This window comes from Akkermansia sp. AE01SA01, from assembly GCF_036417395.1.
Taxonomy (GTDB): domain Bacteria; phylum Verrucomicrobiota; class Verrucomicrobiia; order Verrucomicrobiales; family Akkermansiaceae; genus Akkermansia.
In genome coordinates this window covers 2,240,812-2,264,144 of record NZ_CP143890.1, presented here as the reverse complement: position 1 = coordinate 2,264,144, position 23,333 = coordinate 2,240,812, and the positions used below count along the sequence as shown (strand labels likewise).

The 23,333-nt window shown below is 53.7% G+C and carries 15 protein-coding genes; 3 read left to right on the top strand and 12 right to left on the bottom strand.

The window, feature by feature from the left end:
* Window positions 1-130 precede the first annotated feature (130 nt).
* The gene (locus tag V3C19_RS09095) at window positions 131-1,672 is read left to right on the top strand and encodes a TIGR03790 family protein (protein WP_130084712.1); all 1,542 of its coding nucleotides are present in this window, start codon (window positions 131-133) and stop codon (window positions 1,670-1,672) included.
* A 110-nt stretch (window positions 1,673-1,782) separates the two neighbouring features.
* Window positions 1,783-2,130 (top strand): 50S ribosomal protein L19, encoded by a 348-nt coding sequence (gene rplS / locus V3C19_RS09090; protein WP_067568978.1) that lies wholly within the window; start codon window positions 1,783-1,785, stop codon window positions 2,128-2,130.
* Between the two features lie 165 nt (window positions 2,131-2,295).
* Here rplS and V3C19_RS09085 read toward each other — a convergent pair whose 3' ends face one another.
* From V3C19_RS09085 to V3C19_RS09035, 11 genes are all read right to left on the bottom strand, one after another.
* Window positions 2,296-3,051, bottom strand: coding sequence for a DUF4328 domain-containing protein (locus tag V3C19_RS09085; protein ID WP_130084711.1), 756 nt, complete (start codon window positions 3,049-3,051; stop codon window positions 2,296-2,298).
* Between the two features lie 4 nt (window positions 3,052-3,055).
* Window positions 3,056-4,726, bottom strand: coding sequence for a discoidin domain-containing protein (locus tag V3C19_RS09080; RefSeq protein ID WP_295932932.1), 1,671 nt, complete (start codon window positions 4,724-4,726; stop codon window positions 3,056-3,058).
* Window positions 4,727-4,807: 81 nt separating this feature from the next.
* Window positions 4,808-6,547 (bottom strand): hypothetical protein, encoded by a 1,740-nt coding sequence (locus V3C19_RS09075; RefSeq protein WP_130084709.1) that lies wholly within the window; start codon window positions 6,545-6,547, stop codon window positions 4,808-4,810.
* Window positions 6,548-6,575: 28 nt separating this feature from the next.
* Window positions 6,576-7,802, bottom strand: a complete 1,227-nt coding sequence (locus V3C19_RS09070; RefSeq protein WP_130084708.1) for a cysteine desulfurase — start codon at window positions 7,800-7,802, stop codon at window positions 6,576-6,578.
* Window positions 7,803-7,804: 2 nt separating this feature from the next.
* Complete coding sequence (locus tag V3C19_RS09065) at window positions 7,805-8,287, bottom strand: rhodanese-like domain-containing protein (RefSeq protein WP_130084707.1); 483 nt, start codon at window positions 8,285-8,287, stop codon at window positions 7,805-7,807.
* A gap of 18 nt (window positions 8,288-8,305) precedes the next feature.
* Entirely contained in the window at window positions 8,306-8,968 is a 663-nt protein-coding gene (locus V3C19_RS09060; RefSeq protein WP_130084706.1) for a DUF1573 domain-containing protein, read from the bottom strand.
* Between the two features lie 7 nt (window positions 8,969-8,975).
* Window positions 8,976-9,749, bottom strand: a complete 774-nt coding sequence (locus V3C19_RS09055; RefSeq protein WP_130084705.1) for a signal peptidase II — start codon at window positions 9,747-9,749, stop codon at window positions 8,976-8,978.
* Between the two features lie 25 nt (window positions 9,750-9,774).
* Entirely contained in the window at window positions 9,775-12,504 is a 2,730-nt protein-coding gene (gene ileS / locus V3C19_RS09050; RefSeq protein ID WP_130084704.1) for an isoleucine--tRNA ligase, read from the bottom strand.
* Between the two features lie 71 nt (window positions 12,505-12,575).
* Window positions 12,576-13,610 carry an alpha/beta hydrolase gene (locus tag V3C19_RS09045; RefSeq protein WP_130084703.1) on the bottom strand — a complete coding sequence of 345 codons (1,035 nt, stop codon included), beginning with the start codon at window positions 13,608-13,610 and terminating at the stop codon, window positions 12,576-12,578.
* Window positions 13,607-14,686 (bottom strand): M28 family peptidase, encoded by a 1,080-nt coding sequence (locus V3C19_RS09040; protein WP_161981426.1) that lies wholly within the window; start codon window positions 14,684-14,686, stop codon window positions 13,607-13,609. The genes V3C19_RS09045 and V3C19_RS09040 overlap by 4 nt, the downstream gene beginning before the upstream one ends.
* A gap of 82 nt (window positions 14,687-14,768) precedes the next feature.
* Window positions 14,769-15,020, bottom strand: a complete 252-nt coding sequence (locus tag V3C19_RS09035) for a DUF3784 domain-containing protein (protein WP_238623867.1) — start codon at window positions 15,018-15,020, stop codon at window positions 14,769-14,771.
* Window positions 15,021-15,620: 600 nt separating this feature from the next.
* Between V3C19_RS09035 and V3C19_RS09030 the strand changes: the two genes are divergently transcribed.
* Entirely contained in the window at window positions 15,621-16,307 is a 687-nt protein-coding gene (locus tag V3C19_RS09030; protein ID WP_303192047.1) for an IS1595 family transposase, read from the top strand.
* 852 nt (window positions 16,308-17,159) lie between these two features.
* Here the strand turns inward: V3C19_RS09030 and V3C19_RS09025 are convergent.
* Complete coding sequence (locus V3C19_RS09025; protein WP_330937078.1) at window positions 17,160-22,577, bottom strand: RHS repeat-associated core domain-containing protein; 5,418 nt, start codon at window positions 22,575-22,577, stop codon at window positions 17,160-17,162.
* Window positions 22,578-23,333 lie beyond the last annotated feature (756 nt).

Here is a 23,333-nt window from a genome sequence, read left to right as displayed (position 1 = left end):
CCTGCAATGCATCACGAATCATTAAAGCGGATTTTTTTTAGAAGTGAAGCGAAAAGCGGAAAAATGGCGAAATCGCATCCGGGCCGTTTCGCCTGCTTGATTGCTTGCGCCGATCAGGTAGGATAGGGGCATGTTCAAGAGGGGATTAGCCATATTGCTGTTCCTGGCGGCTTGGTTTTCCGCCGTAGCCGCCTATGAACTCCAGCCGTCTCACGTGGCTGTGGTTTACAACGGGAAATCAATTCTGAGCCGCCGCATGGCCGTGGAGTATGCACGGGTGCGCGGCGTGCCGGAACGGAACCTCATTGCCCTGGATTGCCCCCAGGTGAACGAGATATCCAGAAAGGAGTTTGACGACCTGATCCGGCTCCCGCTGCTGAAGTCCGCGCGGGAGCAGAAGTGGTGGGTTTCTTCCGGAATTTCCTCTTCCCCCATGATGGATCGGAAGATTTTCGTGCTTCTCCTGATGTCCGACCTGCCGATGAAGATACGGCACGAGCAGCCTGTCCCGCCGCCGGGAAAGGATATCAACCAGATGAAGACGGACCGGGCCTCCGTGGATTCCGAATTGGCCCTGCTGGCGTTTGACGGCTATGAAAGGCAATCCTGGCTGGCAAATCCCTATTTCAATAAAAGGGAGGATTTTGTGGGCTCCGGGCTGCCTACGTTCCTGGTGTGCCGCATGGACGGTCTGACGGCTGCCACCTGCATGCGTCTGGTGACGGAACCTGCGGCCGTGGAAAAGAAGGGGCTGTGGGGGTGGGCCGTGGTGGACCGGGGCGGTCCCCATGCGGAGGGGGACAAATGGATGGACGCCGTGTTCAGGCGCGTCCGGGAGGCCGGGATTCCCGTGTATCTGGACGATTGGCCCCAGACGCTGCCCTCCAAATTTCCGCTGAGTCGGGACGTGGCCCTGTATTGCGGATGGTATGCGCCGGATGCGAACGGTCCGTTTGCCGATCCTTCCTTCCGCTTCCGGCCCGGAGCAGTGGCCATGCATCTTCATTCGTTCAGCGCGTCCGAGTTCAGGACGCCGGGCAGGGGTTGGAGCGCCGCCCTGCTGGAGAAAGGGGCCGACGTGACGGTGGGGAATGTGTATGAGCCTTTCCTGGGTGCGAGCCACCGCTTTGACGTGTTCGTGGACCGCCTGCTGGACGGCTATACCGTGGCGGAGGCCTCCTGGATGAGCATGTCCGTGGTTTCCTGGCAGGGTGTGGTATTCGGGGATCCCCTGTACCGTCCGTACGCCCGCATGAAAAGCATGGATGTGCAGCCTTCGGAAGAGGACCGCTATTTCCAGGGATGGTGGGCTTCCCGGCTCCAGTTCGGGGACCGCTGGCGGGAGCGGGCGGAACGCCTGCTGGAATCCGCGCGGAAGGCCCCGTCCTCCTTTCTTTATGAAGCGCTGGCCTTGGAATACCTGTACAGGAAGGAATATGTTCAGGCCGGGAACATGGTTTCCACCGCGCTAAGTTCCGCACCCGATGCCCGGGACCATTCCCGCCTTCTGCTGGAGTCCCTGCTGGTGGACCGTGCCCGGGGAGGGAACAAGGCGTGCCTGCTCCAGATGGACAGCGTCCAGGCCCGGATGCCCTCCGCGGACTTTCTGCCTGCGCTTGAGGAATGGCGCAGGAGGGTGACTCCCCCGCCGCCCGCCCCCGTTAAAAAATAAAATTGCGCCCGCATGTCAAATTTGGATTGCCTTTTAGGGGATTATGGACCATATTCTGCGTCCCGTAAGTTTTCCTTTTACTGATATTCACCAGCAACAGATAACACAAGATGAACATTATCAACAAAATCGAGCAAGAGCAACTCAAGGCGGATGTGACCCCATTTAACGTAGGTGATACCATCAAGGTTCACACTCGTGTTATTGAAGGCGGCAAGGAACGTATCCAGATTTTCCAGGGCATCGTGATCGCGAAGCGCGGTTCCGGCATCAATGAGGCGTTTACCGTCCGTAAAATTTCCTATGGCGAAGGCGTGGAACGCGTGTTCCCCCTGCACACCCCCCGCATCGCCAAGATTGAAGTGGTGAACCGCGGCAAGGTTCGCCGTGCCAAGCTTCACTATCTGCGCGGCCGCATCGGCAAGGACGCCATGATCGTCAAGTCTGCCACCCGGTAATTGGAAAGGCTGTTATATTTTGCTGGCCCGGTTCGTCGTGAGATGGACCGGGCTTTTTGCGTTTTTGTCGTTTGCTTCGTTGTGGTTCCTAGGGGGAATAGGGGGAGGTTGGGAAGAGAGGCGTTCTTTCCTTTCTGTACCCGGAACAGGCTATGGATGATTTATTCAGTTGCAGGACGGCTGCATCCGGCGGCTGCGGGCGTCCAGATAATAGATCATCAGGTTGGAAGCCAGCAGGCTTAGCATGAATACGATGCCGTTATAAAACAGAACAGGCCCCAGCATGGCGCTGAAGAGGGACTGTATGTCTTGAACGACCGGTTCCATGGGGAAGGAATCCGCCTCTTCCTGCCACCCTCCGAATGTCTCCATGAACGTGATGAATGGGTGGATCAAGGTATAAAGGAGTGTCAGGAGCGTGACGGGTACGCTGAGGGCCCAGGCTGTCCAGATGAGCACTTTTCCGGAAGTTTGGCTTGTCGGGGACAGAATGCTGTTGATGTTTAGCAGGGCTTTCACGGGCATCCACAGGTTGCCGACGGGAAGGATGAAGGAAAGAACGCATTTTGCAGGGCTGGGCTGCATGAGTTTTCCTCCAATGCGCCGGGCATCCCATGCCAGGCGGTAGATGAGCAGGAGCCAGCAGGCGAAACAGGCTATGGAAAGCGGGAACATGACCAACCCGATTTCCGAACCTGGATAGGTGATCTCCATGCCGGAGGGAATTGTATGGAGCGTCGCGAGTTCGGAAGCCATTTGCCCGATCATTTTCCGGACGGCTTCCTGAATCCAGGGACGCTGGACGAAGATGATGAAACACGTCCCGGCAATCAGGAACAGGGAAAGCGTTCCCAGCAGGAAAGGCAGCCATCTTCCCGCCCGGAAAAGAAGAGGATGAGGTCCGGGAGGGGATGAATTCATGGGGTTACTCCATTTCTTCCGGGGCTGGGGCGGGTGCCGGTTCAGCTTTTTCTTCCGGTCCGAACACTTCTACTTCCGTCAGGGCCAGTGGCCGGGCGGGGTTGGTAGATTCGATGCGCAACGCGCGCGCCTTGACCGGAGAGTCCAGCTTCCAGGTGCTGATGTTGGTGGATTTTTCCGAAGGAGTGGTGGTGAAGGTTTTTTCCGCGAGTACATTTTTTTCGTTGTCGTACAGCATCACCTTGAATTCCTCCATGGTTCCCAGCAGGGTCAGGTTGGCGGGCGTATAAATGACGATTTTTTCCACGGGACGGTTGGTTTCCGCTCCGAAGTCGATGCCGAACCAGGCGCTCTTTCCTTCCACGACGCCGGTGGCGCTGATGGAAACGTCGGAAAGCCCGGAACTGGTATTTCCGTCCACGGCTTTTTCGGGTCCGTAGGCCGCCAGCATGTTGCGGGTGGAACTTTGGCGGACTTTCACGCCGGGCTGCACGCTCCAGTTGATTTCACCGGGTTCGGCGGGGACGTGGGAAGCTGATTTTTCAGGGGCAGCCGGCTGGGGCGCCGGGACTGGAGGTTGCGGAACGGAGGCTGCCGGGGCGGGAATGGCAGGGACTGCGGGCGCATGGTGGCGCGCTTCCTTGGCCGCCTTGTTGGCTTTCCGCACGACATCGGCTTTCGCCTCGTTTGCCTTTTGCACCTGTTCGTTGTAATCGCTGCGTATTTTCGCCACATCCTTCTTGTACAGGATGCAGGTATACGTCAGCACGATGCCCACGATCAGGGCCGGAATAAGATAATAATAAACATTTGACTGCCCCTTCCCCGATCCATTCAGGGCTATTGCGGGCTGGACGGCCGACTTTGCCGGCGCTGCGGAGATACCCCCGGCAGGGCGGGCGATGGCTTTGTCCAGGTCTGTGATGAATTCCCCCATGTCCCGGTAACGTTCCCGGGGAGATGGATTGATGGCGCGCGAGACTACGGCGTCCACTTCATCACTGCACCGAATCAGGGAGGAAGGCATGGCAAACTGTGCCTCTAGGGGAGTAGTGCGGGTCAACAGGAGGTAAAGCGTCAGCCCCAGGGCGTAGATATCCATGCCCGGAGTGAATGCGGGTTCCGCTCCCGTGACCCATTCCGGGGAGGCGAAGTCCCCCATGTCCACGGGAGGCTGGGCAGGATAAATATTGATGGGCAGCAGCAGCGCATCTCCGCCGTCGGGGCGCACGGTGATCTGTTTGGGCGTGATGCCTCCATGAAAGATCCCTTTCCGGTGCAGGGTCAGCAGGCCCTCCGCCAGGTTGCGGATAATCATGAGTGCCGTCTGCGGCTTGATTTGCGGAATTTTTTCTATGTCCGCCAGGCGCGGATAGGGGGAATGGGCGGAGATGATGAAGGTGAAGGACCCGGCCTGTCCTACTTCATAAACGCGGAGAAGGCCCTGGTGGGATTGCTCCACAATGGCGCGGGAACGGATAACGAACTCGGGCGTCCAGCCGAAGACGTCCGCTTCTTCCGTAGGAACCAGCCTCAGGATAACGGGGGCGAAGTTGGACTTGAGCGTAGCAGAAAAAATTTGCTGCGGGCCTTTTGTTCCAATAAGCTGGATGTTTTCCAACTGGGGAAAGAGATTGGAAATCTGGTCCAGGGAAAGGAAGTCGTCGGAAGGCATGGAAGAGGGGAATTGTATTGGCGAATATTCTAGCTTAAAATCACCCGTGGAGGCAACTCCATAAGCAGGCATTTATGCCCGTTACGGTCTTTTCAGGATAATAGGAGGGGCGGGGTTGGTCTGCCAGACGGGCACGGCGGCGTTTGCTTCCGTTTCTTCCAGCACTTTTTTGCCCTTTACGTTGACGAGGTGTTCCCGGAGGATTCTGCGCAATTCCACTGCCGCGGCGGGATCGTCCTGGACGCTGTGTCCGGATGGGACGATTTTTTCGCTGACGCTCCAGTCCAAATGGGAGGAGCGGTATTTCACGATGCCGTCCGAGGAGTAGGGAGTGTTGTTTTTTCCTCTGTCCCCGATAATGGAATGGACCGGAATGGACGGATCGCAGCGTAGCTCGGACATATATTTGACCAGCGAGGAGTGCGGGGAAAGCTGGCGGATGCTGGTGAGTTCGTCTTTCAGTTGCAGAGGATTGAGCAGGAACATGCCCCGGCTGAGGGTTGCAATGCGGGTGGCTTCCTCGAGCACATCGGAGGGGAGGTCGATCAGGCGCTGGCCCAGACGGCCTATCCAGTTGTCCGCAAAGGTGGAGCCGCGGTGGGGAGTGGCCATGTACACGATGCGCGTGACTCCTTTGGCCGGGGTGAAAATGAAGTTGTTATGGAGCTGTTCCAGCGTATGGTCGTCGCAGTTCAGCGGGGTGAGCCCTTCCTTCCAGTTGTCCGCAGTCATGCTTTCAAAGGTTTCCGGAGGGAGTTCAAACAATCCTTTCATGAGGATCCACGGCTTGGTGGATGTGTTGAAGCGGGTGATGAGGCCGCCCATGGAATGCCCCACCATGACGATGTTGTTCATTTCCCTGGAGGCGCCGAGGGAATTGTATTCCTGAGTGAGTTCCGCCAGCGCGGCGCGCTGCCTGCCTGCCGGAATGGTCCAGGCCAGGCCGGAAGGGTAGCCGAAGAACCAGAACTGGTAGTTTTCCCGGATGACGGGGTCCACCAGCAGGCGGTTGGTGAGATTGGCAAAGGTAGCGGGGCCGGACATCAGACCGTGGGTGAAGAGGACGGGAATTTTCTTCGGATCGTAGGGTTCGGAGAAATAAAGTCCCATGGTGCTGATGGCCTTTTTGGGCCGGAAGGCGCCCAGCAGTTCCGTGCCGTCTGCGTCGGAGAGCTTCCAGAAAAGGGCGATCGGGACGGAAAAGTTGGCAGCCAGAGGCTGGCGCACCTTGTGGCGGCCGATGAGGATGTGCTCGTTCATCAAGCGAGGCAGGGTGCGGAGAGTGGGTTTTCCGTCCACCATGCGGTCAAAGTCCAGGATGGCCGTCAGGGTATGCACGTTGCCGTTGTCCCGGAGCATGTTCGCGTGGGGGCGGGAGGCCCCTTCCGGAGCCAGTCCCGCCAGGGGGATGCCCATTCCCTCCACGGTGACGGTTTCCCGCAGGCGGTAGGTGGGGTCCACTTCGTCGGACATGAAGATGGCTTCGTAATGCCAGGGATTGCTGTCCCTGGCATAGGGAGATTTTTCAATGACAAAGGGGAGGCTTTGGCGGGTGGCTTCGTCCATGCCGCCGTTGCGGCTGGCCTGCTTGAGGTGGGAGGCGAGTTTCCGGATGCAGGCGTTGTATTTTTTTCTGGCTTCCGGCCATTCATGGCTGCGTCTTGGGGATGAAAGAACGAGCCATGCCTCGCGGGCTTCCTGGATAGCCAGCGCATCGTCCTGATAATGGGTGTAGGGAGGCTTCTGCAGCTGACTGTGCACGGAACAGCCGGAGAGTCCCAGCATGAGGCCGAGAAGAATGACGAGAGAAGCCGTATTCATGGAGGGATGGACGGAGGGTGGGAATGGATCAGGAAAGCATTTCCAGCGCCCTGTTCATGGATTGGAGGAAGGTTTTCACTTCCTCTTCCGTGTTGTACAGGGCGAATGAGGCGCGGGTGGTTCCCGTGGTTCCCAATGAGCACATGAGAGGCTGGCAGCAGTGGTGCCCGGTGCGCACGGCTATTCCCATCTGGTCCAGAAGGGTTCCCAGATCGTAGTGGTGGATGCCCTCCGCCAGTACGGAAACGACGGCGTTGTGCGGCACATCCGGGGCCAGCACGGTCAGCTGCGGCATGGCCTTCAGTCCCTCCACGGCCATGTCCGTGAGCTTTTGTTCATGAGCGGCGATGTTGTGCAACCCCAGCCCGGATACGTAGTCCATGGCGGCGGCCATGGCGACGGCTCCTTCAATGTTGGGGGTGCCTGCCTCATATTTGAAGGGGATATCGTTGTAAACGGTTTTTTCAAAGGTGACTTCCTTGATCATTTCGCCGCCGCCCATCCACGGCGGGAGCTGCTCCAGAAGTTCCCTCTTTCCCCACAGGGCGCCGATTCCGGTGGGAGCGTACAGCTTGTGGCCGGAAAAGGCGTAAAAATCGCAGCCAAGTTCCTGAACGTCGACTTTCATGTGGGAGACGGCCTGCGCACCGTCTACTAGAACGATAGTGTCCGGCCTGTTTTGTTTGGCTAGGGCGGTGATTTCCCGAATGGGATTGACCGTTCCGAGCGTGTTGGAGACATGCCCGATGGCCACGATGCGGGTCCGGGAGGAAAGCAGCCGCTGATAGGCCTCCATGTCCAGCATCTGGTCCGGCATCAGGGGTATGACGCGGAGGACCGCGCCCGTGCGTTCGCAGAGCATCTGCCACGGGACGATGTTGGAATGGTGTTCGGCCGCGGACAGGATGACTTCATCCCCGGGTTTGACCATCCCGGATTTGGCAATTGTGTCCGCCGCCAGGTTGATGCCCATGGTACAGCCGGAGGTGAACAGGAGTTCCGCCGTTTCCGGAGCGTTGATGAATCCGGCGGCTGTTTCCCGCGCCTGTTCGTGCGCTTCCGTGGCCAGCTGGCTCAGGTAATGGGAGCCGCGGTGGACGTTGGCGTTCTGCGTTTCATAATAGCGTCGGGAGGCGTCCAGGACGACCAGCGGCTTTTGAGTGGTGGCCGCGTTATCCAGGTAAATAAGCGGTTTGCCGTGCACCTGGGTTTCCAGAATCGGAAACTGGGCGCGGATGGTTGCTGTATCAAGCATGGTTATTGTACAAGTGAAGGTTCTTTGCGCAGTTCGTCCCAGCCGCCTTCCAGAATGAAGACGGGCGCCCGGATGCCGTATTCCGGCTTTTTAAGTTCGTTAGCTACGGCTGTGCTGGAATTGCAGTCCCTGCTGCAGAAAATGACGATGCAGTATCCCTTGTCCTCCGCCGTCATCAGAGCTTCCATGGCATTGGCAAGCAGTTCCTGGTAATTGTCGTCCGCAGGGCGCACGGGATAAACGGGGGCCTGTGTAATGGTGTGGCGTTCGAAGTCGTCCTGCTTTCTGGCGTCTATCCAGACGATTTTTCCCGGCCAGTCCTTCAGCAGCTGGGAAAGGCAGACGTGCCCTTCCTCCAGCAATTCCGGATTGCAGGGCGGCGTGCGCAGCGGCTGGATGACGCGCAGGTCCAGCACGGCTATCCCCACGGCCAGAAGAAGTATGACCAGCAGAAGTTTCAGGGCGGTGGAAAAGGCGTCTCTCATGGCGGGGTATGATGGGAATCAGTCTTCCTTGATGGTCAGGAATCCCATTTGCCGCTTGTAGCGCGGAACAGTGGAGTCCGTCCGCACCCAGATGGTATTGAAAGCCGGCTTGTCCGTAGATTTGGGAGTGACGATGATTTTGTATTCCTTCCCTTTTTGAACGGTGACGGGCTCGTAGTCAAAAGCGTCCCCCGTCAGGTCAACCGTTGTCAGGTTGACGGGCAGTTCCTTGGAGATGGTGATGTGGATGGTCTTGGGGGTGGAAGGGGCCCCCTTCGTCCATTCCAGCTTGCGGGGCTCCATGCGGATGATATCCGGAATCTGTGCCCGGATGATCAGCTTGTAGGTGGAGCCGTTGGCGTGTACGGTCATGTCTTTGTCCACCGTACCGGAAAAATTGCCGGTTTTCATCACGGCTGTCACGGTTCCGGATTCCCCCGGAGCGTAAGTCAGCTTGTTGTCCGTGACCCCGGCGGTGGTGCAGTCACAGGAGACGTTGATTTTGCTGATGGTGACGGGAACGCCGGAAGTATTGGTGAAGGGGAACGCCGCCGTGATGCTGTCCTGGGCCGGGGCCACCTTGACGGGGACGACCATTTCCTTGAAGGACAGCTCATCCTTGCCGGAAGCGGCGCTTCCGCACAACAGCAGGCCTGACAGGATGAAAGTCCGCAAGGTCATGATCGTTTCAGGATGGGGTTGCCTCTTTGCTGCGGGAAGAGAAGATGCTGGCGATGAAGAAGATGATCGCCGCCACGAAGATGCAGGAATCCGCCACGTTGAAGGCTGGCCAGCGGTAGTTGATTACGGGAAGGGTGACGTCGATGAAGTCCACCACATAGCCGTTCAGCAGCTTGGTGAAGAAGCCGTGCGGCTGTTCGTAGGGAAGCAGGAACCCCTGCAGGAGGCGGTCCGTCAGATTGCCGGCCACACCTGCCAGCAGAAGCACGTACGCAAGCTTGAGCCATACCGTATGGAAAAAGTTTTTCCGGTATAGTATGATGAGGGCGATGATTGCCAGCACGGGAATGCCCAGGAAAACGTAGCTGGACCAGGCCGTTCCGTTCCCCAGGCCGAAGGCCACACCCGTATTGTGCACCCTGGTGATGTTTACCGTTCCATCAAGGAAGGTGATGGGCTCCAGATCCCGGAGGCGGTTCAGTGCGTCCACTGAATTCTGATTCAGGTCGGTATATCGTGCCATGTCTTCAGCAGGTACGGGACCGTTGGTGAAGAAATCGATGATGCCGTCGGCATGAACGTGCTGAAACCCCGGAAAATCGGGTATATAAGCATACTTGTGGGCATGCTCGTCCACATAATTCAGCGGAAAGCGATGGATGATCCACAGCTTGCTGACCTGGTCCAAAATGTACAGCCCCACGCCCAGCAGGCTCCACCAGAGCCAGCCGAGGTTTTTCTTTGTGCGGGGAGCGGAGTCCGTTTCCGTCTGGTTGTCCATGAGTCAGGGAAGGATTGTTTACGGTTCAGGAAAGTACTTCCGAGCAGCGTTCGCAGACATCTGTACCCTCTTCTTCAGGTTCATACCGGCGGCATCTTGGGCACATGGCGTGTTCCGTCCTGAGGGCAGTAGCGGCCAGTTCCGGACCGGTCTGGACACTCAAGCCCGCAATGATGAAGAATTCCGTGCAGAAGGCGCGGTCTTCCAGCAGGGCCACCACGTCCTCGCTTTCATTGGCGGGGACGGTGAGCCGGATGTCCGCTTCATTATTTTTGGAGAAGGTTTTGGCCTTTACCTGCTCTTCGATCGCCACCTGGATGACGGATTTGATTTCCAGCAGGCGGGAGACGACGGAGGAGGCTTCCTGCGTATCATATTCCGGCATGGGGACGGGGAAGTCCTGTTCATGCACGCTGCCTTCATAACCGGCGTATTCCCAGGCTTCGTCCGCCGTAAAGGCCAGGATGGGGGCCAGCAGGCGGCACAGGGCCTTGAAGATGATGGTCATGGCCGTCAGCGTGGCGCGGCGGCGCACGGAAGTGACGGAGTCGCAGTAAAGGCGGTCCTTCGTGGTGTCCACATACAGCGCGGACAGGTCGCTCGTGCAGAATTGGTTAATGACGCTGAACGCCTTGCGGAAGTCATAGGCCTCATAAGCCTTGAGCGTTTCACGGATAACGGCGTTGAGGCGTTCCAGAATCCAGCGGTCCAGGATGGGCATGTGTTCCGGAGAGACGGCCTGAGCGGCAAAGTCGAACCCGTTGATGTTGCCCAGCAGGATGCGCAGGGTGTTGCGCAGGCGGCGGTAAGGTTCCGTGACCTGCTTGAAGAGGTCTTCCCCGAAGGGGACCTCATTTTGCCAGTCTACGGAGGCGGCCCACAGGCGCACGATGTCCGCGCCGTACTTGTCGTAGTAATAGGCGGCGTCGATGGGCTTGCCACTCTTGGCGTCAGACTTGGAAGTCTTTTTCCCGGTGTCCTTGTCCACCACGAATCCGTGGGTCATCACAGCCTTGTACGGAGCCGTGCCGCGCCAGGCGACGGAAAGCATCAGGGAACTCTGGAACCAGCCGCGGTGCTGGTCCGTGGCTTCCAGGTACAGGTCCGCAGGGGCGTCCAGGCCGGGGCGGGAATCCATGACGGCCATGTGGGAGCTGCCGGAATCAATCCAGACGTCCAGTGTGTCCTTGCCCTTTTTCCAGTTTTTGGGAAGGCCCAGGCGTTCGCACAGGGCTTCGTCGGAAAGTTCAAACCAGATGTTGGAGCCGTGGGATTCCACCATGTCCGCGATTTTGCGCACCAGCGCGGCGTCCAGAATGGCTTTGCCGTCTTCGTCAAAAAAGACGGGAAGCGGGACGCCCCACGTGCGCTGGCGGGAGATGCACCAGTCCGGACGGGCTTCCACGGTACCGTAAATGCGGTTGCGGCCCCAGGCGGGCAGCCATTGCACCTTGTCAATCTGTTCCAGAGCTTGCGGGCGCAGCTTGTCCATGGAAATGAAGAATTGTTCCACCGCGCGGAAGATGATGGGTGTTTTAGAACGCCAGCAGTGCGGATATTGGTGGCGGTATTCCTCCACGCCGAAGAGATTGTTGTCCTTTTCCAGCATGGCGATGACGTCCTTGTTGGCGTCAAACACGTGTTTCCCCACCAGGGCGGGAACACCCACTTCTTCCGTGTATTTGCCGTCGTCGTCCACAGGGGAAAGAACGGGCAGCCCGTACTGGCGCCCCGCGTTGTAGTCGTCCGCACCGTGGCCGGGAGCGATGTGGACCGCGCCGGTGCCGGTGTCCGTCGTGACAAAATCCGCCAAAATGATTTTGGATGTGCGGGAGAGGAAGGGATGCCGGGCTTCGCAGTTTTCCAGTTCCGCCCCCTGGAATTCACGAATGGTTTCCGCGAGGGCCCAGCCCGTTTTCTGCGCGAACGCATCCAGAAGCTCTTTCACGATGATGAGGGTTTCCGTCTGGCCGTCCTTCATGAATTTTCCGGCCACATACGTGAAGCGCGGATGAAGGGCGATGCCTACGTTGGCGGGCAGTGTCCACGGAGTGGTGGTCCAGATGACCATGGAAGCCTTCAGCCCCAGGGGATTGTCCAGCAGCGGGAAGCGGACGAAAACGGAAGGACTGACCTTTTCCTTGTAGTCGATTTCCGCTTCCGCCAAGGCCGTATAAGCGCCGTAGGACCACTGCACGGGTTTGCGACTCTGGTACACGGCTCCGTCTTCCACCAGTTTGGCGAAGACACGCAGGATGTTGGCTTCATAGGCCGGGTCCATCGTCAGGTAGGGGTGCTCCCAGTCGCCGAAAACGCCCAGGCGGCGAAAGGAAGTCCGTTGAATGTCGATGAAGCCCTTGGCAAATTCTACGCAGCGGCGGCGGATTTCCGCGGCGTCCAGGTCGCGGGCCTTCTGCACCACCTTGAATTCGATGGGGAGGCCGTGGCAATCCCAGCCGGGAATGTACGGGGCGGCATAGCCGGCCATGGTTTTGGACTTGAGGACCAGATCCTTCAGAATTTTATTCAGGGCCGTGCCCATGTGCACGTCGCCATTGGCGAAGGGGGGGCCGTCGTGAAGGAGGAAACGGGGTGCGCCCTGTTCTATCCTGCGGGACAAAATTCGTTCGTACAGCCCGGTGTCTTCCCACTTTTTCAGGCGTACGGGTTCGTTTTTCGTCAAGTCTCCCCTCATCGGGAAGCCGGTCTTCGGCAACAGGATGGTGTCTTTATAATTTTTTTCGGGCGCACTCATGCCCGGAAAAAGTATCACCCGGTCCGTTTCCGGTCAACCCCGCGGTGCGGCACAGCCCGGACCTATGCCGTTCATTCCTCCCGCTTTCCGGAAGAATCCACCTCCGCGGTATTATCCGTTCCGCGGCTCGAGGCGTCGGCTGGCAGGATTTTCCGTTCGGAAAGCCATTTTTCGGCGTCCTCCGGCCACCGGTCGGTTGGATTGCCGCGCTTCTCCATGCCGTAGCCGTGCCCTCCCTTGGAATAAAGGCGCAATGTCACGGGAACTGCTTTGTCCCGGCAGGCCTTTTCCATGAATTTGCTGTTGGCGGAGGCTACGCCGTCATCCTGGGCGTGAACGAGGAAGACGGGCGGCGTGTTTGGCGTAACCTGCCGTTCGGAGGAGCACAATTCTTCCAAAGACGGGTCGGGCTTGGAGCCGATGATTTTGTTGCGCGTGCCCGGATGAGTATCTTTTGGGGCCATCGTGATAACGGGATAAATCAGCATGGCAAAATCCGGACGGGCGGAGACGGATCTGAGGGGATTGTCCGCTTCTTCCGGAAGTGTCTTGTTCCACAGTGTAGCGGCCATGGCGGCCAGATGGCCTCCTGCGGAAAAGCCCATGACGCCGATTTTTCCGGGATCGACGCCGAGTTTCCCGGCATGCTTGCGCGTCAGGCGCAGGGCCTGCCGGGCATCCAGCAGGGGGCCGGGAAATTTGCCTATGGCATTGTTTTCCTGGGAAACGCGGTACTTGACGACCACACCCACCATGCCATGCTCCGCCGCCCATCGGGCGATGTGCGCGCCTTCCTTGTCAATGGCCATGAGGGCGTAGCCTCCGCCCGGAAAGATGCACAGGGCCGGGCGTTTGTCCCGGGAGCGCCACCCGGCGGGAAAATAAAACTGCATTTGCGCTTTCCCCACGTCCGTGACCCTGGTGGGATCAATGTATTTTTCCTGCATGTCCGCCGCCTTGAGTTCCAGAGGAATCCCGTTGGAGACAAAGGAGGACTTCCCGGATTCCGCGGGCAATTTTTTGAGAGTGGCGGAAAAGGAATCCGCACCGGACGAGGCGGGAACAAAAATCAGCGAGACGGCGCAAAAAAGGGATGGAATGTTCATGGTTTGCTGGCAATGGAAATGATGAGTCCGGCAAGTCCCTGAACGACTTCCGCAAACTGGGGATAGTCCAGTTTCTCGGCCGTGTCGCTGGTTTCATGGTAGTCGTCGCAGCGGAGGAAGGCCGTATCCGTAACGGCAAAGGAGGGAATGCCCTCCTTCATGTAGCCCCAGTCGTCGGACCAGGAAACGCCATTCGTGTAATAGGGGAAGGAGGCGGAACGCACCGGGAACCGGCTCAGGGCGGCAAACTCGTCGGCACAGGAACGAGCGAAGTTTTTCCCCGTATTGGTGGACAGGAAAGCCACATAGTCGCAACGGTCCGGCAGTCCGGCCAGTCCGGCGACCACGGCCGACTTGCGCTTCTTGTTCACCCGCGGAGAATAGCAGCCAAGCGTTTCCAGGGCGATCATGCCGATGACCTTGTCTTTTCCCGGCCGGGCGGCGATGGATTTGGCGTGTACCACGCTGCCCATGGCGGGGGTTTGGTAAAAGGGCGGTTCCTCGTTGGCATAAGCTGCCAGGCAGACGTCGTGAAGAGTGTCGGAGACCGCCAGAATCCGGGCCACTTCCAGCAGGGCGGCTACGCCGGAAGCGTTGTCATTGGCTCCGGGCGTGCCCGTGCGGGAAGGTCTTGCGGGGCCGTGGTCGTGCCAGTTGTCCATGCCCACCTTGGTATCGTAATGCGCGCCGATGATGAGTGTTTTCGCGTTGGGGGAGCTGCCTTTCTTCGTGGCAATGATGTTGTACACGGTTCTGTCGCGCACGGCTCCGTATTCCCCGGAGCGGGGAATACGCACGGCCTGGCGCGTGACGGCATAACCCATTCCGGCCAGGGCCTGTTCAATGTATTGGGCGGAACGTTCCATGGTTCCTGCCTTGTAGGCGTTGCGTTCCCCGATAGTATCTGCCAGTTGGAACACATGCGTTCTCAAACGCTCTTCCGTTTGTTCCGTGTTCGGAATATTGCCGGAGCCGCAGGGCTGGAACAGCCGGGTGCAACAGGGGAGGGACAGGAGGAGGGCCATGACGGCCAGGACTGGAAGAAGGCACAGAGAGAGAAGAAGGGGCCGGTTCATAAGGGCGGAAGCGATTGAAACCATGCTAGCCCTGCGGGCGTCTGCTGTCAATGAACATGTTCCGCCGTCCGGAGGCTGGAGGTTATTTCCTGAACCTGTTCCCGGTACTGGCGTAAATGACGGCGAATGTAATAGCGGCGACAAAAAGAAACACGGCGATGGAAAGAAGTACGGGACTTTCCAGAATGGTGCTGATGATGCTGAGCAGCATGCAGAAAGCCAGGAAAAACATCAACTTGCCGGCGAAGCGGCACAGGGCGCGTTCATCGTACCGTTCTTTTTTCTCTCGGCTCATCAGATTATAACCGGCAATCAGAAAGGAGCATTTCTCCATGGAAAGAATGATTCCAAGGAAGATGAAAACTCCCATTATGACGACAGGTATCAGAAGAGGGGCATCCATAAAGCCGTAACGGATATTAGTGGCGTTTATTCTTTGCCGATTCCAAGGGGAAGGCAAGCTGCCAGTTCGACTTTAAAGACATACGCTTGAAAAAGGCATCTTTTATCAGGGAAAGGTCTGTTTTTGAAAAGAGAAAGAATATCGGCCTATCCTGTCGGGTTCTCCGTCCGTCAGAACAGGAACACCGGATGAAAATGATATGAGGCCTGGCGTGGGTAATCAGAAATTCTCTGTTTTACATCTGCGTCGTTTACATGCACTAATTGTCTCTTTGCCTTCTGCTTCCAAAGATGATAAGCCACAAAAAATAGCTCAAGCATGCATTAGTTTCAATATGATTTTCATCACACTCAATAAGTATGCCTTCGTACAATAAATATATTTCAGCCTGATAACCCTTGGAACTGGCAATAGTTAGTTTTCTCCTATATAATTTTATGGTACATGTATCGCCTGACTTAGTTTTGACAATTATTTTTGGCTCAAGAGTACTTTAGCGTCATGCATGGAGATGTAATTTATTCTCTATGAGTGCGCAATAGATATATTTTTCGTTCCCATATTTCAGAGAAGAAGTTTAGAGAACTTATTCGTTTGTTTTCTCTTGATATTGAGGCCTCAAAAATATCAGTTTTCACAGGCATCAGTCGCAAAACAATCAATAAAATACTTCATGCCATCAGAGTAAGACTTGCCGAGCTATGTGAAGAGCAAGCCATTTTCTCGCAAGGAGTCTTTGAATGTGATGAGAGCTATTTTGGAGCCAGGCGCATTAGAGGTAAAAGAGGTCGGGGAGCAGCCGGTAAAATCATTGTTTTTGGCATCTATGAAAGATACACGGGAAGAGTTTATACATGTATCGCGCCCAACGTAAAAAGTCAGACACTAATTGAGATTATACGGAAGAAGATTCCCTTGAACTCGACAATCTATACCGATGGATTCCGTAGTTATTTGCCTCTTGCTCGATATGGATACCTCAAGCATGAAAGTATTGATCATGGCAAAAACGAATGGGCTCGGAATCAAATCCATGTGAATGGTATTGAAGGTTTTTGGGGCGTGTCAAAGACAAGGATGAGCAAGTTTAGAGGGCTCAGAGTATCTTTATTTTCTCTTCATCTCAAAGAATCTGAATACAGATTTAATCATCGACATGAAAATCTCTACCAACTCATTTTAACGAACCTTCGGAAAACTCCGCTAAAGTACTCTTGAACCAAATTCAAAAAAAGTATGGACGGGATAATTTTTTAAAGGAACTATTTACTTTAGTCTTGTATCAGTCGTTTTGGCTGCCTCTCCTGCCAATTTATTACCGAATATCAGCGTTAGCACCAATGCAACATTCCAACAAGATTATTCTACATAATTCCGATTTTTTAAATTATTATTTTGGTAGGAATTTTATTTTGCTTGTTGAAGAGAAAAATAAATAACTAAAGATGAATTTTTATATGATGATATCCATTATTTTTTAGTTAAAATTTATTCTCATAAAAATATGGGAATACATTATTATTTGACCAGTAGGAGCCATTAACCAATAATACATATTATCGTCATATTGTAATAAGTTGACGAGTGTAATAACTAATATAAAGGAAATTATAAAAATAATCGTTTTTTTAATGATGTTTTTCCGTTTTACAATATTTTTGAATATTAAATTTTCTATGAAAATAATAAAAAATCCAAATATTAGTGGAATAATATAGATGAGAGATAAATTAATATCTTCGTGATAATATGATTCTGGCTGTGTTTCAATTATAGGAAAAAAGATTAAAACGGAGTTGAAAATCATATAAATGAAACACAAGTTACTTATTTTTAAGCTCATATTTTATAATATTAACTATGAAATAGACGTTTAATTTTTATATTACAACAACATTCGCAATCTTTAGAACTTCCTTCGTTAAGGCAAGCTAGATCAGCTTCCAAATCTTTTAGAGAGTCAGCTATGACTCTTCCTAACTGAGCATCGGAAATGCTTCCCCACCAATTTTCAACCTGTGCAGTGAGAAGATCTGCTACTTCTTTTGCCGTACCTGTTCCTACTGCTGTCTATTTCCCACAATTCGTAGAAATAAGGCAGGTTGCATAGCAATGCTTAAATTTATCATCTTTAGTACTATGAAACCATGCTTTTATAAAAGCATGTGCAGCACAAGCAAGCCATAATGCAAAGCTAATACCTCCTCCCCATCCAGAAGCTGATTTTCCCAATATATCATATTTTAGAATCGGAGAATTCATACATAAAGTATACAAATTCCATCCACCTTGTTCAGCAATGGAATCACGATTAATCCATCTGCCGGTTAAGGGGTTGAGATGCCGATAATTGTAATAAATAAGTCCTAATTCATCATCCTCATACTCACAGGAAAAACGGAATTTGTTGTTTTGGGCCATATCTCCTTCCATTGTCAGAGGGGCACCAAAGGGAGTATACTCATAGCGAGCTCTCCGTGTTTGCAATCCGTCGAAAATAGAGGTGACATTTTTCAGAATATCATACATAAAATATAGATGTTCTTTAATTTCTGTCACGTTCTCTTTCTGGAATGTCATCATTAAGATGTGCGTAGTTTCCAGTTCCGTTGGCTCCCATAAATAGCTTTTCACCAGAATGGGGACCGGTTGCATCACGTCCAATTCCGCTATTTGCAGATAGTTTCGGTACAAATAATAAGTATGGCTGATATATGTTCCGTTGACTATTACTTTCTTTTCAAAGCGGCGTCCCATATAATCGTAATTGCAAACTACTAAAGTATAACCATCTTCGCTGGTAAAGGAAACAGGCCTGTCATTGCCATCGTAGCAAACATTCCAGATGCCCGTTGAGGTTCTAATTCTTGTCTGGTTGCCGTCCGCATCATAGAGAGGGTCAAAGGAAACATCCGCCTGAATTATGTTTGTGTACTGGTTGAGCTCGTTGGCTCCGTAGGATATTTCTTTTTCCAGCTCACGGGCAGTCTTGCGGTTGCCGATGTTGTCGTACTGATAGGCAAAGTTGTTTCTTTGCTGTATCTGATCCCCTGTCAATTCACTTCTGCCGTTGTAGGTGAAGTCCCTGGTGGTCGCCGGAGTGGCAGCCTCCCATGAATCCTTTCGTTGAACGGGACGCATCAAGTGGTCGTACTGGTAGACATGTCCAGCCACCCTACCGCCATTCCCGGGGACCTCATAGCCGATGGAAGCCAGGAGATAGAGCTGGGGATGATAGGTATTCCTGCGGACCATGCCGTTGGGATAGGACAATTGATTGAGGAAGCCGCTGATCTGGTCATACTGCCAAGTGAAGGGAGTATCCAAGCCTTCCATATTCATCCCGATCATGGCACCTTGATGGCCATAGTCAAGATGGGAGTATTGCACGGTGCGGGTTCCGATCATCAGGCGGTATCCGCAGGGACGCCCAAAGGCGTCATACTCTTCCTGGATGCAGCTTTCCACGGTCCCAAAGGAATTATTCTGTTGGGTTCTTCCATAGGCATCATAGCAGAATTCTCTGGTGCCCGAAGCATCAGAAACAGATATCGCCTGACCAAGGTGATTGTAGGAGTAGAGCCATGGCTGGGTGTTGTCGCTGTGAGAGACGGAGACTAATTCCCCGGTGGCCGGAGCGTACTGATAAGTTGTCACAATGCCCCTGGCTTTGGTGAGTGTTTCCAGGCGGTTGAGCCTGTCGTAGGTTTTGGAAACACAGGAACCATTGGCATAGGTTTTCTTGAGTTCCAATCCCGTGGCTGCATCGTAGAGCCACCTGGTGGTGTCTCCGTCGGTGCGGCTGGAAGGATCGGTAGTAATATCGCCTTCATCCGTCCTGAAGGTGGTTAACGATGTCAAGCGTCCTGCTTCATCGTAAGCGAAGCAGGAGGGCTGTATGGCAGTGCCATATTCAGCAATCTTTCTGCCGCGGATGTCATAGGAATAGCGGGCAGTGTCTCCCAGAGCATTGGTAATACTGGCTGGCGCATCACAGCAAGGAGTGTAGGTAATAATGGTCATGTTGCCAGCTGTATCTGTTGTCTGAACAGCACGCCCAGCTAAGTCGGATTCTATTGTCATGATATTGCCCCTGGCATCGGTTTGCTTCAGCATCATTCCTGTGGAGGTATAGGAGCGTTCCTGTGAAGAGTGGATTCCTGCATAATTGGTTTGTCTTATGGTAAACCCATCGACTACCAAAGATTTAGCTATTATATCGGAAGTGGGAATGCGGCTGAATTGGGTGCGTTTGGTAGGGGCGGTGTATTCTGTCCATTGGATGCTCTGTTGTCCGTAGATATCAGTAGTAATTTTTTTACTTTCCAAAGTGGAATTCAGTTGAGAAACTATTTTTTCTATTATCTGAGTCAGGGGAAATCCTTGGGCATTGTAAGTGATAGTAGTTTGCACTTCGTAAACACCGTCTTCCCGTATCTGGTAGCACAAGGAGCTTCCTGATATCCTGTTTTTAGTGGGATCATGCGGATGCAATTCATCCAGAAGAATGGTCTGCCTTACGACATTGCCGAGTTCATTGTAGACAGTCATTGTAGGTGCCATATCTTCTGATTGAGATCGGACAAGCTGTCCCTTGTCGTTGTAGGTATTTCGGGTGACAATGAAACCTTCCAAAGTATTGGGCTGTTCCTGTCGGATAGTTTGACCGAATCCATTTTGAAGAGTTCGGGAAAGAACGACTCCCCGGGACAGGGTGGTGGTGAGGATGCCTTCCTGTGTCAACTCAAGCTGGGTTTCCATTTCCCGCTGGCCGGTTCCGGCCTGAAGGAGAATGGAGCCGTCATAATAAGTTTGAGTAATTAAAGTAGCCCCTGAAGGATTGGTAATGGTGGTGGTGAGTTGATTGTCACTGTATTGGGTCCTGGTCACACGTCCGAGGATATCGGTTGTGGAAATAACCCTTCCCAAATCGTCGTACTCCGTGCTTTCAACCGTCGTCAGGGCACCGACATCCTTTCGTGTGGAAATAATCCTTCCTGCGGCATCATAAATGTAGCTGGTGATGGTTTCAGGCGTGGTTTCCGTGGCGGAACGAATAGTTTCAACTAGTTGCTTGGCCGAGTTGTATGCGTAGCTGGTTGTGATGCCATCTTCGTCGGTTTCTTTCAAGGGACCGCAGCACATCCATTCCGTCGTGCGGATGCGTCCATTGCCCTTCGTCGTCTTGGTACGGCGAAGTTCAACATCGTATTCATAATCTTCCAAAGTAATTAAAGACCAATTTTCACCTGTGTGGACGTATTGCTCCTGTCTGGTGGTGGTGCCGTTTTCAGCGACGTATTGCACGGTTCTGGTACTTTGGCCGGGAACAATGCTCCCGTTTGCCTGGACAGTTGAGGTCACCTTGTGGGTAGCACCATGATCCGTGGTGGCTTCATAGGTATAAATGGTCTGAACACCGTCTATGCCCTGGCTCATCTTCTGTCTTCCCCGGGCATAAGGGTATTGTGCTGCTTCTCCATAAGTCTCCGAGATGCTTGTGTGAACCTCATCGGAGCCCAGAGCCGTCTCTGTAACTGTGGTCCGGTTGACTTCGTGGCTGTCTTCATAAGTGTAGCTCCTTTGGTTCAGAACGGTTTCCGTTCCGTCCTGGGCAATGATGATTTCCCTTTCCGTTGCCGGCCTGAAATCATTGAAACGCAGGTCGGCATAGGTGGTACGTGTTCCTTTTTCTCCTCCTCCTGCCCACGGTGTTGCTTCCAGAACCACCCGGCCCTGGTCGTCGTACTCGTAGCGCGTGCAGCCCCCGTTGGGCTTGATTTCCAATGACACGCGGAACTGGTCGTTGTACGTGTAGAGCGTCGTTTGGGCCAAGGATGTATTATAGCCCTCCGTGCTGCTGATGGTCAGCCAGCCTCCGTCCGTGCTCTTCTGGACGGTGCGTACGCAGGATACGGGCGTTTCCTCGTTGATCTTGCGGTAGCTCTCAATCATTTCCCACTTGCCGCCGGGCAGGAAATTGCGCTCAATCCGCCGTACGATGCGCTCGTCCCCTTCACCCTGGGTGATAGTTACATGGTTGCCTTCCACTTTCCGCTCCGTGCGGAAGGCGGGCATGCCCTGCCTCTGCTCGGTGATGAGCATCACGGGTTCTCCATCCTTGACAGTATTTTCATAGCTGACCGTCTTGTAGGGAGTCCCGGAAGCAGTTACGCTCCGGGCGGTTTTGTTCACCTGGGAGGGGGAGTACCACTCCAGGGTGAGTTTGTTGCCTTCAGGCACTGCCTGGAGAAGACCCTGCGACTGGGACCAGATGCTTTGGATGGCGCCGGTGGAGGGATGGCGGTTGACCTGGAGTTTGGCAGCATAGGCTTCCGCCGTGGTTTCCACCCCGGAAGAAGAAATCAGGGAGACAACCTTGCCGGTGGAAGCCGAGAAGCGCAGGGTACTTCCATTGCTCTGGACCATGTCCAGATAAATGGGATTTCCGTCAGTGCAGGGAGACTTGTCCCGGTTGAGCAGCCGGACCCTGTAGTTGAGTTTGCGTGAGCCTCCGGAAACGGGAGCGTCGGCGCTTCCGGCGGCGGCGCGGAAAGAGATGGAGCTGCCGGTTGGGCGCTTGACAGTTGCCTGGCGGGAAGCGGAGTCCCAGGAGCAGGTCCATTCGAGGGGATGCTTGTAGCGCAGTCCAATGGAGCATTGAGGATTGGCCCGGAAACTGAAGGAAGCTGCGCCGCCTCCTTCACCCCCGCCTCCGGAGTTTTCCCCGCCGACTTCCAGCATGCCTTCACAGTCGTCGGCATCATCCGGGTTGCCGCCGAAGGAGTGGCCTCCGGCAGAGTTGGGTCCTCCATTCTTGTCACACTCGGATTGAGCGCTTTCTTCCTCGCATTTGCAGGAACAGGGGCATGGGCAGCCTTCTTCTTCCGGTCCGCTGGAGGAGGAAGAGGAATTGCTGCTGGAGCTGGAGCTGGAGCTGGAACTGGAACTGGAACTGGAACTGGAACTGCTTGACTTGGGATCAAACTCAAAATCATCCCCTCCCCCTTCCGAAGAGCTGCTGGAGGTGGTCTCTTCTTCCTCGTCCCGATAAAGATTGACCAGGGTGATGACTTCCTCTCCTTCCTTGTCCGGAGGAGTTACATTAGGGTCGAGGTAGGAATTAATATCGGGCGCCTCCGCCTTGTCGGAAAGAACGGCAATGCAGAACTCCTGTCCGGAGCCCAGGGCGGCATGGTGCTCATGGACGATTCGGCACCAGTAATACCCCTGTTCCAGCACGACGCTCTCCGGCTTGACGGAAAGGTCCTTTGCTTCGCTGGTCAGTTCCACATTCTTGAATGGAATGGACAAGGAGATGGAGGAATCGGCGGACAGGGAAAAGAAATAGGTACCGCGTTTCATGATCTTGAGGTACCCGGTCCATTCGTGCCGGGTGTCGCCGGAAGCGGAACGTGGTGAGATGAGAACGGGGGCGGTGATGCCGTTGACGTAGAAGTCGGCCTGCGGGAGTCCGTTGGCGAACATGGGAACGAAGGGATAGCGGGGTTCCTAGGTAATTTGGGTATTGTTCATTGTCTTGTAAACCAGTATTGTTAAGTGATTTGCGGACAATGTAGAACTTTCTGTCACCCAAATGAAAGACGCCTGAAACGTTAGGATTCATTTTATTTTTGAAATGGAAGGTAATACACAAGAAAAGACCTTATCCCTTCCGATAAATTTGGGACCTACATACTTGACTAACCATCCAACAGATCACCTCTTCATTTTCAGGAAATCCTCTAAATAAAAAAGAACGGAGGTAATTATGAGTTACCTCCGTTCTTGACGATCCAAATCAGTAATTTGGATTTCATGGTCATTATCCTTTATGGAACTAAATTAACTTTCGTTTCTTTAGTTCATCTATAAGACCTTTTTCTGAGGATGAAAAAATAGTCTTATATGTTGGGATATACACACAATACATCATTCCATATATTGTGTTAATTTTATACATAGATAAATTACCTAATATTGTATATATCGGCCATGATTTGTTAATAATATTTTGTATTTTCATAATATTAATATGGGGAGGATATCTCCCCGTACATCTTTCTAATAATTTTTTCATAACTTTATAATTTTAAATATTTTAAATTGGTTTCTCTCTTCTGATTTCCTCTAGTATACCATACTTTTCTCCTCTTTGGGGAAAAATTTTAATGTTAAAGACATTTAAGTTAATTACATTTAACTTAATTGTCTTTCATTTTTATATCATTAAATTCTGAGATC

Coding starts and splice junctions, on each gene's coding strand:
- V3C19_RS09095 (WP_130084712.1), top strand. CDS start 131: ATGTTCAAGAGGGGATTAGCCATATTGCTGTTCCTGGCGGCTTGGTTT.
- rplS (WP_067568978.1), top strand. CDS start 1,783: ATGAACATTATCAACAAAATCGAGCAAGAGCAACTCAAGGCGGATGTG.
- V3C19_RS09085 (WP_130084711.1), bottom strand. CDS start 3,051: ATGAATTCATCCCCTCCCGGACCTCATCCTCTTCTTTTCCGGGCGGGA.
- V3C19_RS09080 (WP_295932932.1), bottom strand. CDS start 4,726: ATGCCTTCCGACGACTTCCTTTCCCTGGACCAGATTTCCAATCTCTTT.
- V3C19_RS09075 (WP_130084709.1), bottom strand. CDS start 6,547: ATGAATACGGCTTCTCTCGTCATTCTTCTCGGCCTCATGCTGGGACTC.
- V3C19_RS09070 (WP_130084708.1), bottom strand. CDS start 7,802: ATGCTTGATACAGCAACCATCCGCGCCCAGTTTCCGATTCTGGAAACC.
- V3C19_RS09065 (WP_130084707.1), bottom strand. CDS start 8,287: ATGAGAGACGCCTTTTCCACCGCCCTGAAACTTCTGCTGGTCATACTT.
- V3C19_RS09060 (WP_130084706.1), bottom strand. CDS start 8,968: ATGACCTTGCGGACTTTCATCCTGTCAGGCCTGCTGTTGTGCGGAAGC.
- V3C19_RS09055 (WP_130084705.1), bottom strand. CDS start 9,749: ATGGACAACCAGACGGAAACGGACTCCGCTCCCCGCACAAAGAAAAAC.
- ileS (WP_130084704.1), bottom strand. CDS start 12,504: ATGAGTGCGCCCGAAAAAAATTATAAAGACACCATCCTGTTGCCGAAG.
- V3C19_RS09045 (WP_130084703.1), bottom strand. CDS start 13,610: ATGAACATTCCATCCCTTTTTTGCGCCGTCTCGCTGATTTTTGTTCCC.
- V3C19_RS09040 (WP_161981426.1), bottom strand. CDS start 14,686: ATGAACCGGCCCCTTCTTCTCTCTCTGTGCCTTCTTCCAGTCCTGGCC.
- V3C19_RS09035 (WP_238623867.1), bottom strand. CDS start 15,020: ATGGAGAAATGCTCCTTTCTGATTGCCGGTTATAATCTGATGAGCCGA.
- V3C19_RS09025 (WP_330937078.1), bottom strand. CDS start 22,577: ATGTTCGCCAACGGACTCCCGCAGGCCGACTTCTACGTCAACGGCATC.